Here is a 15,699-nt window from a genome sequence, read left to right on the forward strand (position 1 = left end):
GCAAGCGCAGCGCCGCCCGGCAATTCTGCATTACTCGTCGTCTTCGTCGCGCAGCGGCACAATCAACATATCCACATGCACAGTATTAATCAGCTGACGCGCGGATGACATCAGCTTGCTCCAGAAGTCCTGATGATGACCGCACACCACCAGATCCATATCGTATTTCTTAATCGCATCGACCAGCACCTGGCCCAGATCGCCGCTGCCGCTCAGGGTTTCGGTGATTGGATAGCCCGCGTTGGTGGAGAGTTCGGTCAGCGCCTGGTGAGTCTCTTCGGAGATACGCTTCTGCATATCGCCCAGATTCACGTCAATCAGGCCGGTATAGAGATCGGAGTAATTAACGTCCACGTGAATTAATGAAACTTTCGCATTGTAAGGACGTGCCATGGATACCGCTTTATCAACCAGCACCTTGCTCTCCGGGGAGAGGTCAACCGCGATAAGAATATGTTTATAAGCCATAGTGTTACTCCTTCCATAAGTTATCGATGACCAATGCGTGTAGCAGTCGTCTACCTGCCTTCATTACGGCCCAGTTGAGCAAAATTTTCAAGCATTGGTGTTGATAACGATTAACCTTGTGGCAAAAAAATTAGGGGATCTCCTACACTATTGAATAAGCCGTTCGGATATTAAAATGTGAAGCCGATCGGCTTTTAGTCTCTCTTTCACTGAACCGTCTGTCAGGGCATGGGTGCGGTAGTCCCGAAGCATTGCTTCGTGGGCGGACGCCGGGGAGGAAGTATGATTAGCACCGTCGCATTATTTTGGGCGTTATGTGTGGTTTGCATCGTGAATATGGCGCGTTATTTCTCGTCCTTACGCGCGCTATTAGTGGTACTTCGTGGCTGCGATCCGTTGCTTTATCAATATGTCGACGGTGGAGGCTTCTTCACCTCGCATGGGCAGCCCAGCAAACAGATGCGCCTGGTGTGGTATATCTACGCCCAGCGTTATCGCGATCATCATGACGATGAGTTTATCCGCCGCTGTGAGCGCCTGCGCCGTCAGTTCATCCTGACCAGCGCGCTGTGCGGCCTGGTGGTGGTGAGTATGATTGCTCTCCTCATCTGGCATTGAGCGCGATTGAGCGCAAAGGAAGGCGGTATAGCTCGCCTTCCTTTTGCCACCCATCAGGGTGAAACCGTAAACCGAAGGTTAGAGATATCTTTCTGCACGGAGAATACCTTCCCGCTGTAGGAGATGCTGACCTCGCCGTTGATGCCTATCCTGGCATCTGTGATAGTACCTGTTCCCTCCAGTACAGGCGTCCGTGTCGCGAGTTCCCGTATGATGTCCCTGCTTTGCCCGGGTATCTCCCTGGAGAGATAGTAACGGTAGAGCACAGGTACCGTTGCGCCCCCTTTATCGTTAACGGTCATATAGAGCCAAAGGCTGTCAGATAATTTGTAACTCCGCTGTAGCTCGTCATCCTTTCGCGGATCTGGCGCGGAGTCCAGCCATACAAAACCGATAACCACAATAAATAGCGCCAGCGTGGCGGCCCGGTGGAGCCATTTAATAGCCGTTCTGAATGGCATATTTTCTTCCTTCCCTGATATTGCGCGACATTCCTTGTCGACGCGCTTCGCGCATATTGTTAGCGATGATGATTGGGCCAGAAGCCATACATTCTCCATGGCATGATAATGAATCGCACCCGGTAGAATACTCACTCCCCTGTAAACGCGATGAACAAAAAATGTTCAGACTTTCCTGATGCTTACAATGGTAGAGGCTCAAATTGCAGGCAAAAAAAAGCGGGCCAGTGACCTGACCCGCTTTTCGCGTTATCTGCCTGCGATTACAAGAATTGCAGGGAGATCCAGTACAGACCGCCAGACAGCAGAATGGAAGCTGGTAGGGTAAACACCCAGGCCATCAGAATGCTGGTGACGGTTTTGCGTTGCAGACCACCGCCATCAACCAGCATGGTACCCGCCACGGAGGAGGAGAGAACGTGGGTAGTGGATACCGGCATACCGGTGTAGCTGGCCAGACCGATAGAGACGGCTGCCGTCATCTGAGCAGACATCCCCTGGGCATAGGTCATGCCTTTCTTACCGATCTTCTCGCCGATGGTGGTTGCCACACGACGCCAGCCAATCATCGTACCCAGACCCAGCGCCAGTGCGACCGCCATGATGATCCAGATCGGTGCGTACTCGATGGTATTCAGCATATCGACTTTCAGTTTCTTCAGCAGACGTTGGTCGTCAGCAGAAACTTCAGGCAGTTTGGATACTTTCTCGGTCACGTCAGAGATGCACAGCATGATGCGACGCATCTGGCCACGCTGCTCAGGTGTGAGCTTTTCGTAGCTTTCGACATCGGTCAGCATGCCTTTCGCCCGCTCCAGTGCGTTGATCGCATTGGCCGGATGGCAGTGGAACTGCGCCGGTTCAGTCGCGCCTGCTTCTGGAGAAGGGATCAGCTGATCAACGCCGGTGGCTTTTTTCAGCAGATCAGGACGCTGCTGGAAATAGGTTTCGACGTTGTTGATTGCATCGCGGGTACGGGTAATTTCGTAACCGGTAGCATTCATATTCACCACGAAGCCCGCAGGTGCCACGCCGATCAGAACCAGCATGACCAGACCAATCCCTTTCTGGCCGTCGTTCGCGCCATGAGAGAAGGCCACGCCGATAGCAGAGATGATCAGGGCAATACGCGTCCAGAATGGCGGCTTTTTCTTACCGTCTTTCTTTTCACGCTCGGCTGGCGTCAGGTGGATACGGGCACGTTTTTTGGTGCCGCTCCAGTAACGACGCAGCAGGAAAATCAAACCCCCTGCTACAACCAGACCGACAATCGGAGAAATAATCAGTGAACCGAAGATCCCCAGAACTTTAGGAATATTCAGCGCGTCCACCACAGACGTACCGGTCATCAGCGCATTGGTTAAACCAATACCGATGATAGCGCCGATCAGCGTGTGAGAACTGGATGCTGGCAGGCCGAAATACCAGGTACCGAGGTTCCAGATAATTGCAGCAAACAGCAACGAGAACACCATGGCGAGGCCATGGCCGGAACTGACATTGAGTAGCAGATCCGTTGGCAGCATATGCACAATGGCGTAGGCTACGCTCAGACCTCCCAGAAGAACACCAAAGAAGTTAAACACCGCGGCCATCACAACCGCAACTTGCGATCGTAAAGCACGAGTGTAGATAACGGTTGCGACTGCGTTCGCAGTGTCATGGAAGCCGTTAATCGCTTCGTAGAACAATACAAAGGCCAGAGCAAGCAAGAGTAAAAGCCCGGTATGGAAATCCAGGCCGGCAAACAAATGTAGCATAGGACGTTACGCCATCTTGAGGACATGAACGCGGCGCATTATCCAGGACAAATGCGCAACGGGCAAAGTGAAATATAGACTTTTTTTGATTTGCCTACTGACATAAGCGTAGCAACAAAAGAATTATTTTTTAAATTTCAATTAAATGAACGAGATCGCGCATATTTGCTCTGGCACGCTTCTTGAGGAAACTTTACAATTCGCGCCCTCAAAACCAGGAGGATCGAGACGTGGAAAAGTATGATGCCATCATTATCGGCGCAGGTGCGGCGGGTTTATTCTGTGCGGCGATGGCTGGACAGGCAGGGCGCCGGGTTCTGCTTCTCGATAACGGAAAAAAACCTGGGCGTAAGATCCTGATGTCTGGCGGGGGTCGCTGCAATTTTACTAATCTTTATATCGAACCCGCGGCCTATTTGAGCCAGAACCGTCATTTTTGCAAATCTGCTCTTGCCCGCTACACCCAGTGGGACTTTATTGACCTGGTCGGTAAGCACGGTATCGCCTGGCATGAGAAAACCCTGGGCCAGCTGTTTTGCGACGATTCGGCGCAACAGATCGTCGATATGCTGGTGGCAGAGTGCGAAAAAGGTCAGGTTACCTTGCGTCTGCGCAGCGAAGTCCTGGAAGTGGCACGCGATGACGCGGGCTACACCCTGCAGCTGAATGGCGAAACGGTAAGTGCGGAAAAGCTGGTGATTGCCAGCGGCGGGCTTTCAATGCCAGGGCTGGGCGCGTCGCCGTTTGGCTATAAAATTGCCGAACAGTTTGGCCTGAAGGTCCTCCCGACCCGTGCTGGTCTGGTGCCCTTCACCCTGCATAAGCCTTTGCTGGAGCAACTGCAAACCCTCTCCGGCGTCTCGGTGCCTTCGGTCATCATTGCTGAAGACGGCACCGTATTCCGTGAGAACCTGCTCTTCACCCACCGTGGTCTTTCCGGCCCGGCGGTACTGCAAATTTCCAGCTACTGGCAGCCGGGGGAGTTCGTCACCATCAATTTAGTACCGGACTGCGATCTGGCGAGCTTCCTTGATGAACAGCGCGCGGCACACCCTAACCAGAGCCTGAAAAACACCTTAGCCATGCAGCTGCCGAAGCGGCTGGTGGAGTGCCTGCAACTGCTGGGACAAATTCCCGATGTGTCGCTGAAGCAGCTCAACAGCCGGGACCAGCAGGCGCTGGTTGAGACCTTAACCGCCTGGCGCGTGCAGCCGAACGGCACCGAAGGGTATCGCACCGCGGAAGTGACCCTTGGCGGCGTCGACACCAACGAACTCTCCTCGCGCACCATGGAGGCCCGCCACGTGCCGGGGCTCTATTTTATTGGTGAGGTGGTAGACGTGACCGGCTGGCTGGGCGGCTACAATTTCCAGTGGGCGTGGGCCAGCGCATGGGCCTGCGCAGAGGCGCTGGCGGCCAAAGAATAAAAACTGACCGGGCATGCTGAACCGCGTAAATGTGCGTTAAAATAGTCCATCCGGCGCAGGGAAATCCTGCGCCGGTTTACTTCTTAAGGGGAGAAGGCTGTTAACGGTCCCCCCTTTTTCTTTACTGGCTCTGCCAGTCTGCATGGTTTGTATTTTGTCTTCAAAAAGGGTTGTGTATGTCATCTGCTCATCTCGGTTTCCCGACGGAAACCGTTGTTGTATTCGTGGTCATGGCGGTGGGGGCGATGTTTATCGACCTCTTTATGCATCGGCATGACAAACCCATTTCACTGAAAAGCGCCTCGCTCTGGTCAATCTTCTGGGTGATGATGGCGATGGCGTTCGCCGGGTTCCTGTACGTTCATCACGGTGCCGAAGTGGCGAGCCTGTTCCTCACCGGTTACGCGCTGGAAGAGGTGCTCTCCGTCGATAACCTGTTCGTGATGATGGCGATCTTCGCCTGGTTCGGCGTGCCGGATCAGTATCGTCACCGGGTGCTCTACTGGGGGGTGATTGGCGCTATCGTCTTCCGTGGGATCTTCGTTGCCATCGGCACCAGCCTGCTGAGCCTCGGGCCATACGTCGAGGTGGTCTTTGCCCTGATTGTGGCCTGGACGGCGGTGATGATGCTTAAGCGCGGCGAAGAGCAGGACGAGATCGAGGATTACTCCCAGCATCTGGCCTATCGCGCGGTTAAACGCTTCTATCCCATCTGGCCGAAAATCACCGGCAATGCTTTCCTGCTGAGCCAGAAAGAGGTCGATGCCGAGCTTGCCAAACCGGAAAACCAGAATGTGATGGTGGGGCGGGTGAAGAAGGCGAAGCGCTATGCCACACCGCTACTGCTCTGCGTGGCGGTGGTGGAACTGTCAGACGTGATGTTCGCCTTTGACTCGGTGCCGGCGATCATCGCCGTCAGTCGCGAGCCGCTGATTATCTACAGCGCCATGATGTTTGCGATCCTCGGCCTGCGTACTCTCTATTTCGTGCTGGAGGCGTTGAAGCAGTATCTGGTGCATCTGGAGAAAGCGGTGATCGCGCTGCTGTTCTTTGTGGCCTTCAAGCTCGGACTGAACGCCACGGATCACTTCTGGCATCACGGCTATGGCATTGGTGCCACCGCGAGTCTGTTAGTGGTGCTGGGCGTGCTGGCGGCGGGGATTGTGGCGAGCCTGCTGTTCCCGGGGAAACGGGAAGCCTGAGAAGTATTGCCCGGCGGCGCTGCGCTGGCCGGGCCTGCACCCTTCATAAACCGGGTAAGGCGAAGTCGCCACCCGGTTTATTCTACGGCTTAAGGGGCGAATTGCGGCGCGCGCGAGGCGGGTGGAAATGCCGCCAGTGCGGATCCTGCGCCGCAGCCAGCAGCTCGTGATCGCCGCGGGTATCACCCCAGGCGCGCACATGGTAGTTGGTCAGGCTGCCGTATACATGCTCCAGTCGGGCCACTTTCTGCGCACAGCGACAGTTATGGCCGGTGATCCGCCCGGTCAGTTTGCCGTTTTTCACTTCCAGCTGGGTGCCGATAAGCTTAATGCCGAGCTTGTCAGCCCAGGGCTGCAATACCAGCGCCGGCGATGCCGAACAGATCGTCACCTCTGCACCGGAGTTCACTTCCGCAGCCACCGCCAACACGCCCTGCGGGCGCATCAGTTTGTCCCAGTATTTCTCGCAGAACAGCTCTGCCTGCTGACGCAGCCAGTGCTCATCCACGCCGGTCAGAAAGGTTCTGATCAGCACCTCTTTCAGCTCATCACGGGTCAGCTTACGGCGCACGCAGTGCAGGGTGGGCAAGGCCATCCGTACCAGCCGTCCGGCAAAGTAGCGTTTACCGAACGCAAAGCGTAAGAAAGGGATAAAGCTGTCGTGATGCGTCAGCGTGCCGTCGAAGTCGAACACCGAAAGTACGCTGGATTTTGCTACTGCCTCATCGGCAATCATATTGGTCATAACCGGGTCTTAGCTTAAATACATATTCTGTCCATCAGTTTACCTGCTTTAGCGTCAGATGCCACCCGCCTGCAGGCGGGCGGTCATCGGCATGGCTAGATAATATCGTCCACCACGCCGCCATCGACGCGCAGCGCCGCGCCGGAGGTAGCAGACGCCTGCTGCGAACAGACATAGACCACCATATTCGCCACCTCTTCCACCGTGGCGGCCCGCTGAATGACCGAACTTGGGCGGTTAGCCATAACGAACTCTTTCGCCAGCGACTCCAGCGATTTGCCGGTTTTCTCCTGCTCGTCTTTCATCATCTCTGCAAAGCCGTCCGACATTGTCGGGCCTGGCAAAACGCTGTTTACGGTGACGCCGCTACCCGCGGCAAATTTTGCCAGCCCGCGCGCCAGCGACAGTTGGGCTGTTTTGGTTACCCCATAGTGGATCATGTCTGCCGGAATATTGCAGGCCGACTCCGAGGAGATAAACACCACCCGGCCCCAGCCTTTTTGCACCATGCCAGGCAACAGGGCGCGCGACAGCCGCACCCCGGACATCACGTTGGTTTGCCAGTAGTTATTCCAGGTCTCGTCATCGGTAGCGTAAAAATCCTTTGGTCCGTAAATCCCGGCGTTATTCACGAGGATATCGACGCCAGAGGCAACCTTCAGCAGGGCATCCACGCCATCAGCGGTGCTGAGATCGGCAATCGCCGCCCGCACCTTCACGCCGGGTATCACCTGCTGGAGCTTTTGAATTCCCCGGTTGACCGAGTCGATGCTGCGTCCGTTAACAATCACTTCAGCGCCGCTTTCCGCCAGTCCTCTGGCGATGGCGAAGCCAATACCGCCCGTTGAGGCGGTCACTAACGCCACTTTCCCGGTAAGATCGATTTTCATGGTCTGCTCCATGTTGTTAGCAAAGTCAGACCATTAAGCGTAGCAGTTATGCGTTACAGCACCTGAAGCGCGTCGTGGCGCAGGGTGAAGGGGGTGGGGGTACAGACTGCAAGGCTCAGCGAGCCGTGCTGGACGTGGCTGACGCTCAGTGCAGAAGTAAAAGTGCTGTCGACGCTGACAATCTGCCAGGCGCTGCCGCCGCGCTGTTTAACAATCGCTTCCTTGCGTGTCCAGATGCGCCAGAAGGCTGCCAGTTTGGCCTCTGGCTCCTCCCGTTCCAGCTCCGCATGCTCTGCGAGGCTAAAGACGGCATTGGCCAGCGCTTGCCAGTTATCCCGGGGGCGGATCACTTCGATGTCGCAGCCCACTTCGCCCTCATCGCTTAACAGCAGGGCAATATCATCTCCGCTGTGGCTCAGGTTAAACCAGTACGGATACCCATCGACGAAGGCCGGTTTTCCCTGCTCTCCGAAGATGATTTCCGGCACCGGGGCGGGCGATAACGCCCGGGTGAGCAGGGTTCGCCCGGCCAGCCAGGGGAGGCGGCGCGCGCCCTGGGGCGCCTGTTCGGCCAGCGCTGACGCCAGAGGGTCAGCGCTGAGGGTAGAAATTTTTCCCAGCAGGAACTGGTACATAGTCACGCCCAGCGTTTAATGATAAGAGAAGTATTAATGCCGCCGAACGCGAAGTTGTTGCTTTGTAGATATTCGCAGTCAATATGACGGACTTTTCCCATAATATAATCTAATGCGCCGCATTGCTCATCCGGTTGTCTTAAATTGATGGTCGGCACGAACCACCCCTCGCGCATCATCTCCAGGCTCATCCATGCCTCCAGCGCACCGCAGGCACCCAGCGTATGGCCGAAATAGCTCTTCAGTGATGAGATGGGAACGCTGTCGCCAAACACCGCGGCGGTGGCCTGGCTTTCGGCAATATCACCCCGGTCGGTGGCGGTGCCGTGCGCCGAAATGTAGCCTATGTCCTGCGGTTTTAGCCCGGCTATTTTCAGCGACTTCTCCATACAGATCTGCATCGTCTCCCGCTGCGGCTGGGTGATATGCGCTGCGTCGCAGTTGGTGGCGAAGCCGACAATTTCCCCGTAAATCGTCGCCCCGCGCGCCTTCGCATGTTCCAGCTCCTCCAGGATCAACGTCCCGGCCCCTTCGCCGATTACCAGCCCGTCGCGCTGGATATCGAAGGGTGACGGCGTGGCCTCCGGGGCGTCGTTACGCTGGCTGGTGGCGAACAGGGTATCGAACACCGCCGCTTCTGACGGGCACAGCTCCTCTGCGCCGCCCGCCACCATCACCGTCTGATAGCCGTGGCGAATCGCTTCCCACGCATAGCCAATCGCCTGGCTGCCGGACGTGCAGGCGCTGGACGTCGGGATCACCCGGCCACGCAGCCCGAAGAACAGACCGGTATTTACTGCCGTGGTGTGCGGCATCATCTGCACATAAGTCGTGCCAGTGATGTTGTTGGTGTGTTTCTCGGTGAGCATGGTGGCAAACTCGCTGACCGGCCCGGTGCTGCCAGTGGACGAGCCATAGGCAATGCCGGTTTCGCCCTGGGTCAGAACCGGATCGTCAATCAGCCCCGCCTGCGTCAATGCCAGTTCGGTGGCGCGAGTCGACAACAACGACACGCGGCCCATGGCGCGGATACGCTTGCGGGTATAGTGATCCGGCAGAGTAAAATCGTCGATCGGCGCGCCCAGCAGGGTGTGTAGCCCCTCATAGACCGTCCACTCCGGCATCTTACGTACCGCGTTTTTATACTGCAGTAAGCGGGCAGAAACCGACTGCCAGTCTTCACCGAAGGCGGTGACGCCGCCCATACCGGTAATCACCACGCGGCGCGTCATAGCATTCCTCCATTAATGGAAATGACCTGACGTGTCACATACCCCGCAATATCCGACATCAGATAGCTGGCCAGCCCGGCCACCTCGTCTGCCTGACCCATTCTTTTCATGGGGATGATGGCCATGGCCTCTTTCAGCGCGGCCTCTTCCATCTCGATCATGCCGGTATCAATCAGCCCAGGTGCAATGCAGTTGACGGTGATGTTGCGCTTTGCCAGCTCAATCGCCAGCGCTTTGGTGGCACCGATAATGCCTGCCTTGGCCGCGCTATAGTTCACCTGGCCCCGGTTGCCCATCACCCCGGAAACGGATGACAGGGTGATAATGCGGCCGCCCTTGCGAGTGCCAATCATCGGCATGATGCAGGGGTGAATAACGTTGTAAAAGCTGTCGAGATTGGTGTGGATCACGCTGTCCCAGTCCTCTTCACTGAGCGCCGGAAAGGCACCATCCCGTGCGATCCCGGCGTTACTGACCACGCCATACCAGGGGCCGTTCACTTCCATATCCTGCTCCAGCACCTCGCGGCACTGGGCGCGGTTACCCACGTCAAACGAGAGCAAACGCCCGTTGCCGCCCGCCTGTTGGATGGCGTTCAGGGTGTCCTGTGCTCCTGCGGCGTCGCGGTGGTAGTGCACCCCGAGCGTAAATCCGTCAGCGGCCAGTTTTAGGGCGATGGCCCGGCCAATGCCTTTGCTGGCGCCGGTGACCAGAACGGAACGACTCATTGACTTACCCCCTGCTTAAAAAGTGATGCTAATTCCTCTTTGCCGGGCTGGAAGGTATTCACCCGCCCGGTTGCCAGCGTGGCGTTATCGGCAGTGATCGCACACTCGAAGCTGCTAAAGCGTTCATCCTGCATCAGCAGGGTGACGGTGACCGTTAAGTCGCTGTTGGCCGGGAAGATCCCTGCCGCACACACCAACTCCCGCGCCCCGAGTACCATGCCGAGCGACAGGTTTTCCTGCCCCTGCTGCTGGCGATGCCAGCCTGACCAGACGCCAACCGTCTGGGCCATCAGTTCAAGGGCATACCATCCCGGCAGATCGCCCGCGGCGTTCAGGAACGGCGCCAGCACGCCCTGTGAATTGACCGTGACGCGGCAGACGGCAGACTCGTCGGTCACACTCTCTACTGACGCCAGCAGCAGCATAGGCGCATCGTGAGGCAGGTAGTCGGTGGGGGATAAATAACTCATGACACTCTCCCCAGCAGGATGCTGGCGTTATTGCCGCCAAAGGCGAAGGAATTGGACAGGATCACCGCTTTTTTCAGCGCGGTGGGCTTATGCAGCACACCGCAGGCGGCGAGGGTAGGATCGGGCGCATAGCGGCTGAAATCCTGGGCGGGCAGCGGCAGATCGTGGGTCAGGATCAGCCAGCTTAGTGCGGCTTCGGTGATCCCTGCGGCACCCAGCGTGTGGCCGGTCAGGTGTTTGGTTGAGCTGCAGGGCACGGCCTCACCAAACAGGTCATGCACCACCTGCGACTCAATCTGGTCATTAAGCGGCGTCGCCGTACCGTGCAGGTTGATGTAACCCACATCCTCCGGTTTCAATCCCGCGGCGTTCAGCGCCTGATTAATGGCGTTGATGGCTCCTTCGCCCTGAGGGTGTGGGGCAGAAATATGGTACGCATCGCTCGACTCGCCAGTTCCCAGCAGCGCCACCGGCTGCGGCTCGCGGGTCAGCACCATCAGTGCCGCCGCTTCGCCAATGGTGATCCCCCGCCGGTCGCGGCCAAACGGCTCGCACAGGCTAGTGGAGAGTGATTCGAGGCTGCTAAAGCCATTCACCGGCATCCGGCTCAGCGTATCTGCGCCGCCGACCAGGGCGATATCCACCAGCCCGGCCTCAATCAGCCGACGCCCGCTGATAATCGCCCGCGCGCTGGAGGAGCAGGCGGTAGAGAGGGTATAGGCCGGGCCATCCAGATTCAGCCAGTTGGCCAGAAAGCGCGACGGATCGCCCAGCTCCTGCTGCGCGTACCGCCAGTTAACGCTGGTTTCGCCGTTCATCGACAGGCGCACATGCTCGTCGCCCTCGTCCAGGCCCGAGGTGCTGGTGCCCATGACCACCGCCACCCGGTCGCGGCCATAACGGGCAATGGCTTCATCGACCACAGGCTGGATCTGCGCCAGCGCCGCCAGCAGAAGCTGATTATTCCGCGAGCGATGCAGGGCCGCGCTATCCGGGATGGCAGGCAGCTCGCCATCGACGCCGCCCAGCACCGCATCCTGGCCCTGCAGCCAGCCGCTGCGCAGACGCATGCCCGGGGCCACGCCGCGCGTCAGGTTAGCGGCTATCTCATCGGGCGCGTTGCCCAGGGCATTGATCAGGCCAACGGCAGAAATATAAATCATCTCAGTCATCCAGATATTGAATGGTGATGTGGTAGTGGAACGCCTGTTGTTCAATGCTGATTGGCTGGCGTTTGCCCTTGCGTTGCAGGTAGACGATCTCCGTCACCAGCGCGCCGTCAGCATTGCGCAGCTCGCGTCGGTCGCCGCGATCCCGCAGCGTCCAGCCCTTCGGCAACTGCGGCAGCCAGGCGTCGATCGGCCAGTGGCTGAGCATCACATCCGCCAGCACCTGGCTGGCCGGAGGCAGCTGCGGGACGAAAATAGACTGTTCAGTATGGATGCCCGTGGCATCGTAGGTGGCGAGGAACAGTCGAATGCCGACCGATGACAGCCCGGCGAGCGTCACCTTCTGCGCATCGGCATTCAGCATCACCAGCAGCGACTGGGTTGTGCCGTTAAAGCGGCCGGTCAGCAACTGCTGCGACGACAGCGCCGGGGTGATGCCCGGCGGCGGCAGCGTCACCCGGGTGCCCGGCTGTAACCAGGCCTGCGGGCGCGTCGCGTCACTGTTTTGCGTGGTGTGGCTACAGCCAGCCAGCAGCAGCGCGCCGATCAGGGCGGCGGCGCGGTAAAAAGGGGTGATCATCGTTTTCTCTCTTTTTTAGCCGGCATCGCCAGCGGTGCCAGCAGGAAGGCGGTGAAAATACCGCTGACCAGCACAATTCCGAAACTGCTGATCGCCTGCGTGGCGCTGAACACCAGCATACCGAGGGTCAACAGGGTGGTCATCATCGCCAGGGTGATGGCCAGCATGGAGGTCAACGGCGTACCACGCGGGTTGTTGAAGAATAGCGTGTAGTTGATACCAATGCCGAGCACCAGTACCAGCGCCAGCAGCGAGAACAGGTTAACCGGATGGCCCGTGGCCGACAGGGCTGCCAGGCCACAGCCCAGCGACAGCAGCGAGGGCACCAGGGTAATCAGCCCCTTACGCCAGCCGAGGCGCAGCATCGCGCCACAGGCGATCACGGCCAGAGCGACAGCCAGCAGAACGGTAAGCACGGTGCGGTAGAGGGCAAACAGGCTGTCGAAACTCGCCTTGCGATCCACCCAGACCACGCCCGGATGTTTATCCGCCAGTACGCGCAGGGCCAGGCTGTTTTTCACGCCATCCACCGGCACCAGCACGCCGCTTTCGCCGTCGGGCAACGTCAGCCACAGCAGGCGCCAACCTTCACTGGCGGGGCTGGCAAGCCAGGCTTCCACCTCCACTGACATGGCATTCAGATCCGGCGACACCGTGGTCAGCCCGGCGTTTTGCAGAACCTTCGTCACTGCCGGGGCCGCCTTTTTCAGCAAATCCAGGTCGCTTTCCTGCCGCGCCAGCGAGTTCAGCGGCAGGGTGCGCCAGGATTTCAGGTCACCCGCCTGCTGCGCCTGGGCCAGCGCGGGAGTGAAGGCTTCCAGCCGCTCCAGCGTCTGCTGGGCCGACGCGCCATGCACCACAAACCATTTCTGATCGACACCCTGGCCGGTCAGGGCGGTGATGGTTTTTTCCTGGGCCAGAATATCCTGCGGCAGAGCCTGCAACTGGGCGATATCGTCATCCACCCGCAGCGTGGTGAGGCCAGCCAGGGCCGTCAGGGCCAGCACTACCGGCAGCCCCACCGACACACGCCTGTCATTGCGCCAGGCCGACAGCCAGCGCAGCATCGGCACACTGGCCGGAACCGGGCGCACCGGTAAGCCGCGGCACAGCCATGGGTGCCAGAAGATCACCGTCAGGCAGGCGGCGCTCAATCCTGCGGCGGCAAACACCGCCATCTGGCGAATGCCCGGGAACGGGGCCAGCATCATAATGAGATACGCCACCACCGTGGTGAGCAGCGCCAGCAGCAGCGCGTTACGCACTTTCGCCAGGCTCTGCCAGGGGGAGTTCTGCCCGCCGTGAACCATCCGCTCGGTCAGGTAGTAAAGCGTGTAATCCGCTGAAATGCCGATAATGCTCATGCTCATCACCAGCGTCATCAGATGCAGCTCGCCAAACAGCAACAGGGTGGCGACGGTGCCCGCCAGCGCGCCCATGGCGATGGAGACGAGGCACAGCAGCAGCGGACGCAGGGAGCGGAACACCGCCACAATCAGCAGGATCACCCCCAGAATAGTGGCGACGCCGAGGGTCGAAATATCCCGTTTCGCCTGCTGGCTGGCGTAGTCGCTGTAAAACACGGTGCCGCGCGACAGCAGCTGCGCATGGGGATAACCTGTTTTGAGCTGATTTTCCAGGTCATGGAGCCGGGTCACCAGCTGGTGGGTTTGCTGCATATCAAACGACGAACCGGCCAGTTCGCCGTGCAGCAGATACCAGTAATTGCCGGCATCGTCTCTGGTCACCAGCCAGCCGTCCATCAGCCGCAGCTTCTGGCTGTTTTGCGCCAGCGCCAGCTGCGAGCCGCGCATCAGCATCAGCGGATCGTTTTGCAGCTCTTTGCCGCTGACGCCAGAAAAGGCGGAGTAAAGCTGGGACAGGATCCACTGGGCCTGCGCCTCGCCACCGCTTTGCAGGCGCGCGCGGGTGGCAGGGTCAATCAGGCCGTTGCGGTGCTGCCAGAAAAATTCTCCCCAGGCCTTCTGCCCGGCGGCATCCATCGGCCCTTTTACCTCGTGCAGGGAGCCTGAGGCTTGCAGCAGGCTCAGCCACTGCTGCGCCACCTGCGGATCGGGGTGTTTTCCTGGGCTGACCAGCCACACCAGCTGGCGGTCAAGCCGTTCGATAAAGCCGTCGTTCAGCGCCGGGGGGATGGCCCCGAGGCTCTGTTTGGGCAACATCGCCAGTACGCTGCTGTTCAGCCGCGCTCCGGGCAACAGCGCCAGCAACATGCCCAGCAGCGCCAGGCATACCACCGCCCACACCAACGCCGGACGGCGGGTGTTACGGTGCGGCAAAGCGTTGGCGTTCGGCATCGGTCAGGCTGGCGGGGGTCAGTTGGTGGCGGGAGAGGGCGATAACCGTCCGGTCACCCTGTTTGTCGTTCAGCACAATAGATTCAAGAAAGGTCGCGCCACCCAACTCCAGCGAGGCGAAAATCTTATCCAGCGGCGTGGTGGTGGGCGTCAGCACCAGCGACCAGCGATCGTTGCCGAGGTCTTTAAAGTCGATGCGGAAATTCTCCTCCAGCACCTTGCGATCGGCCTGGAACAGGGCGCGCAGCAGGTGGTTGAACTGGAACATCTGTGGATTATTATCGGCGGTGATGATCTGCGGCGGCTGGCCATTGATGATTTGCATCATCCGTTTGTCATCCAGCAGCAGCGTCATCGGGAAGGGCGCTTTTTGGTCCCACAACAGGCCGTTGTCGCGCGCGATCAGCATCTCGCCGTTGGATCGCAGCGACTGAGGCAGATCCTTAATGGTGCGGGTCTGCTCAAAGTGGGCGCGCACCACTGGCTGTTCGGTAAAGCGCTGCTGTAACGCGTCCAGCGTGACGGCGTTGGCCCACGGACCGATCAGCAGGGCAAACAGCGGTAACCACTTCATGGCGTCACTCCCATGCGCTCAAACAGGATCGCCGGGCTGACAAAACACAACTCGCGGCTTTTTTCTTCCACGGCCACCTGAATGGTGTAGCCGGTGGTGGTACGTTTGCCGCTGGTGGCGTCAAAAATCTGATAGGCGATACGCAGGCGGTTTTCATACTCTTCGATATGGGCCTGGACGCGGATCCGTTGCTCAAAGGTCAGGACATCGCGGTATTTCACCCGGGTATCCACCACCGGCCAGAGATAGCCAGATGCCTTCATCTGGCGATAGCCATAATCAAACTGGTTGAGCAGGGCCTCGCGGGCAATCTCAAAATAGCGGAAGTAGTTGCCGTGCCAGACCACGCCCATCATATCGACGTCGTGAAACGGCACAGTCAGCTCTACTTCGGTCGTAAAGCGGGGATCGGTCAGCACCCT

The 15,699-nt window shown here is 58.6% G+C and carries 17 protein-coding genes; 3 read left to right on the forward strand and 14 right to left on the reverse strand.

Features of this window, described 5'->3' with window-relative positions; translation table 11 throughout:
- Positions 1-30: 30 nt before the first annotated feature.
- Positions 31-468 (reverse strand): universal stress protein UspA, encoded by a 438-nt coding sequence (gene uspA / locus C3F35_RS13080; RefSeq protein WP_032615029.1) that lies wholly within the window; start codon positions 466-468, stop codon positions 31-33.
- Between the two features lie 282 nt (positions 469-750).
- Here uspA and uspB point away from each other — a divergent pair, with 282 nt between their 5' ends.
- Positions 751-1,086 (forward strand): universal stress protein UspB, encoded by a 336-nt coding sequence (gene uspB, locus C3F35_RS13085; protein ID WP_032615027.1) that lies wholly within the window; start codon positions 751-753, stop codon positions 1,084-1,086.
- 53 nt (positions 1,087-1,139) lie between these two features.
- On the opposite strand, the gene C3F35_RS13090 is transcribed toward uspB, so the two are convergent.
- Positions 1,140-1,547, reverse strand: a complete 408-nt coding sequence (locus C3F35_RS13090; RefSeq protein WP_103793283.1) for a hypothetical protein — start codon at positions 1,545-1,547, stop codon at positions 1,140-1,142.
- A 263-nt stretch (positions 1,548-1,810) separates the two neighbouring features.
- Complete coding sequence (gene pitA, locus C3F35_RS13095) at positions 1,811-3,307, reverse strand: inorganic phosphate transporter PitA (protein ID WP_032615020.1); 1,497 nt, start codon at positions 3,305-3,307, stop codon at positions 1,811-1,813.
- Positions 3,308-3,537: 230 nt separating this feature from the next.
- On the opposite strand from pitA, the gene C3F35_RS13100 reads away from it, so the two are divergent.
- Both C3F35_RS13100 and C3F35_RS13105 read left to right on the forward strand, forming a co-directional pair.
- On the forward strand, positions 3,538-4,734 hold the full coding sequence (locus C3F35_RS13100) for an NAD(P)/FAD-dependent oxidoreductase (protein WP_103793282.1): 1,197 nt from the start codon (positions 3,538-3,540) through the stop codon (positions 4,732-4,734).
- 176 nt (positions 4,735-4,910) lie between these two features.
- Positions 4,911-5,936 carry a TerC/Alx family metal homeostasis membrane protein gene (locus C3F35_RS13105; protein ID WP_103793281.1) on the forward strand — a complete coding sequence of 342 codons (1,026 nt, stop codon included), beginning with the start codon at positions 4,911-4,913 and terminating at the stop codon, positions 5,934-5,936.
- A gap of 82 nt (positions 5,937-6,018) precedes the next feature.
- On the opposite strand, the gene C3F35_RS13110 is transcribed toward C3F35_RS13105, so the two are convergent.
- From C3F35_RS13110 to C3F35_RS13160, 11 genes are all read right to left on the reverse strand, one after another.
- On the reverse strand, positions 6,019-6,681 hold the full coding sequence (locus C3F35_RS13110) for an HAD family hydrolase (RefSeq protein ID WP_072250917.1): 663 nt from the start codon (positions 6,679-6,681) through the stop codon (positions 6,019-6,021).
- 95 nt (positions 6,682-6,776) lie between these two features.
- Entirely contained in the window at positions 6,777-7,571 is a 795-nt protein-coding gene (locus tag C3F35_RS13115) for an SDR family NAD(P)-dependent oxidoreductase (RefSeq protein ID WP_032615014.1), read from the reverse strand.
- A 53-nt stretch (positions 7,572-7,624) separates the two neighbouring features.
- Entirely contained in the window at positions 7,625-8,206 is a 582-nt protein-coding gene (gene acpT, locus C3F35_RS13120) for a 4'-phosphopantetheinyl transferase AcpT (RefSeq protein WP_103793280.1), read from the reverse strand.
- Between the two features lie 2 nt (positions 8,207-8,208).
- A complete protein-coding gene (locus C3F35_RS13125; RefSeq protein ID WP_103793279.1) occupies positions 8,209-9,438 on the reverse strand; it encodes a beta-ketoacyl-ACP synthase in 1,230 nt (409 codons plus the stop codon).
- Positions 9,435-10,166, reverse strand: coding sequence for a 3-ketoacyl-ACP reductase FabG2 (locus C3F35_RS13130; protein ID WP_032615008.1), 732 nt, complete (start codon positions 10,164-10,166; stop codon positions 9,435-9,437). The genes C3F35_RS13125 and C3F35_RS13130 overlap by 4 nt, the downstream gene beginning before the upstream one ends.
- On the reverse strand, positions 10,163-10,636 hold the full coding sequence (locus C3F35_RS13135; RefSeq protein ID WP_032615006.1) for an ApeP family dehydratase: 474 nt from the start codon (positions 10,634-10,636) through the stop codon (positions 10,163-10,165). The genes C3F35_RS13130 and C3F35_RS13135 overlap by 4 nt, the downstream gene beginning before the upstream one ends.
- Complete coding sequence (locus C3F35_RS13140; RefSeq protein WP_103793278.1) at positions 10,633-11,799, reverse strand: beta-ketoacyl-[acyl-carrier-protein] synthase family protein; 1,167 nt, start codon at positions 11,797-11,799, stop codon at positions 10,633-10,635. The genes C3F35_RS13135 and C3F35_RS13140 overlap by 4 nt, the downstream gene beginning before the upstream one ends.
- A 1-nt stretch (position 11,800) precedes the next feature.
- Positions 11,801-12,385, reverse strand: coding sequence for a DUF3261 domain-containing protein (locus tag C3F35_RS13145; protein WP_103793277.1), 585 nt, complete (start codon positions 12,383-12,385; stop codon positions 11,801-11,803).
- The gene (locus tag C3F35_RS13150; protein WP_103793276.1) at positions 12,382-14,703 is read right to left on the reverse strand and encodes an MMPL family transporter; all 2,322 of its coding nucleotides are present in this window, start codon (positions 14,701-14,703) and stop codon (positions 12,382-12,384) included. The genes C3F35_RS13145 and C3F35_RS13150 overlap by 4 nt, the downstream gene beginning before the upstream one ends.
- Positions 14,672-15,277 carry an outer membrane lipoprotein carrier protein LolA gene (locus tag C3F35_RS13155; protein WP_103793275.1) on the reverse strand — a complete coding sequence of 202 codons (606 nt, stop codon included), beginning with the start codon at positions 15,275-15,277 and terminating at the stop codon, positions 14,672-14,674. The genes C3F35_RS13150 and C3F35_RS13155 overlap by 32 nt, the downstream gene beginning before the upstream one ends.
- Positions 15,274-15,696, reverse strand: a complete 423-nt coding sequence (locus C3F35_RS13160) for an acyl-CoA thioesterase (protein WP_103793274.1) — start codon at positions 15,694-15,696, stop codon at positions 15,274-15,276. The genes C3F35_RS13155 and C3F35_RS13160 overlap by 4 nt, the downstream gene beginning before the upstream one ends.
- Between the last annotated feature and the right edge of the window lie 3 nt (positions 15,697-15,699).

The organism is Leclercia sp. LSNIH3 (assembly GCF_002935105.1).
Classification (GTDB): Bacteria; Pseudomonadota; Gammaproteobacteria; order Enterobacterales; family Enterobacteriaceae; genus Enterobacter; species Enterobacter adecarboxylatus.

Excerpts from the sequence above, each read along its gene's own strand:
- C3F35_RS13145 (WP_103793277.1), bottom strand. The coding sequence starts at position 12,385 with ATGATCACCCCTTTTTACCGCGCCGCCGCCCTGATCGGCGCGCTGCTG.
- C3F35_RS13110 (WP_072250917.1), bottom strand. The coding sequence starts at position 6,681 with ATGACCAATATGATTGCCGATGAGGCAGTAGCAAAATCCAGCGTACTT.
- C3F35_RS13130 (WP_032615008.1), bottom strand. The coding sequence starts at position 10,166 with ATGAGTCGTTCCGTTCTGGTCACCGGCGCCAGCAAAGGCATTGGCCGG.
- uspB (WP_032615027.1), top strand. The coding sequence starts at position 751 with ATGATTAGCACCGTCGCATTATTTTGGGCGTTATGTGTGGTTTGCATC.
- C3F35_RS13125 (WP_103793279.1), bottom strand. The coding sequence starts at position 9,438 with ATGACGCGCCGCGTGGTGATTACCGGTATGGGCGGCGTCACCGCCTTC.
- pitA (WP_032615020.1), bottom strand. The coding sequence starts at position 3,307 with ATGCTACATTTGTTTGCCGGCCTGGATTTCCATACCGGGCTTTTACTC.
- acpT (WP_103793280.1), bottom strand. The coding sequence starts at position 8,206 with ATGTACCAGTTCCTGCTGGGAAAAATTTCTACCCTCAGCGCTGACCCT.
- C3F35_RS13115 (WP_032615014.1), bottom strand. The coding sequence starts at position 7,571 with ATGAAAATCGATCTTACCGGGAAAGTGGCGTTAGTGACCGCCTCAACG.
- C3F35_RS13140 (WP_103793278.1), bottom strand. The coding sequence starts at position 11,799 with ATGATTTATATTTCTGCCGTTGGCCTGATCAATGCCCTGGGCAACGCG.
- C3F35_RS13105 (WP_103793281.1), top strand. The coding sequence starts at position 4,911 with ATGTCATCTGCTCATCTCGGTTTCCCGACGGAAACCGTTGTTGTATTC.
- C3F35_RS13135 (WP_032615006.1), bottom strand. The coding sequence starts at position 10,636 with ATGAGTTATTTATCCCCCACCGACTACCTGCCTCACGATGCGCCTATG.
- C3F35_RS13150 (WP_103793276.1), bottom strand. The coding sequence starts at position 14,703 with ATGCCGAACGCCAACGCTTTGCCGCACCGTAACACCCGCCGTCCGGCG.
- C3F35_RS13155 (WP_103793275.1), bottom strand. The coding sequence starts at position 15,277 with ATGAAGTGGTTACCGCTGTTTGCCCTGCTGATCGGTCCGTGGGCCAAC.
- uspA (WP_032615029.1), bottom strand. The coding sequence starts at position 468 with ATGGCTTATAAACATATTCTTATCGCGGTTGACCTCTCCCCGGAGAGC.
- C3F35_RS13090 (WP_103793283.1), bottom strand. The coding sequence starts at position 1,547 with ATGCCATTCAGAACGGCTATTAAATGGCTCCACCGGGCCGCCACGCTG.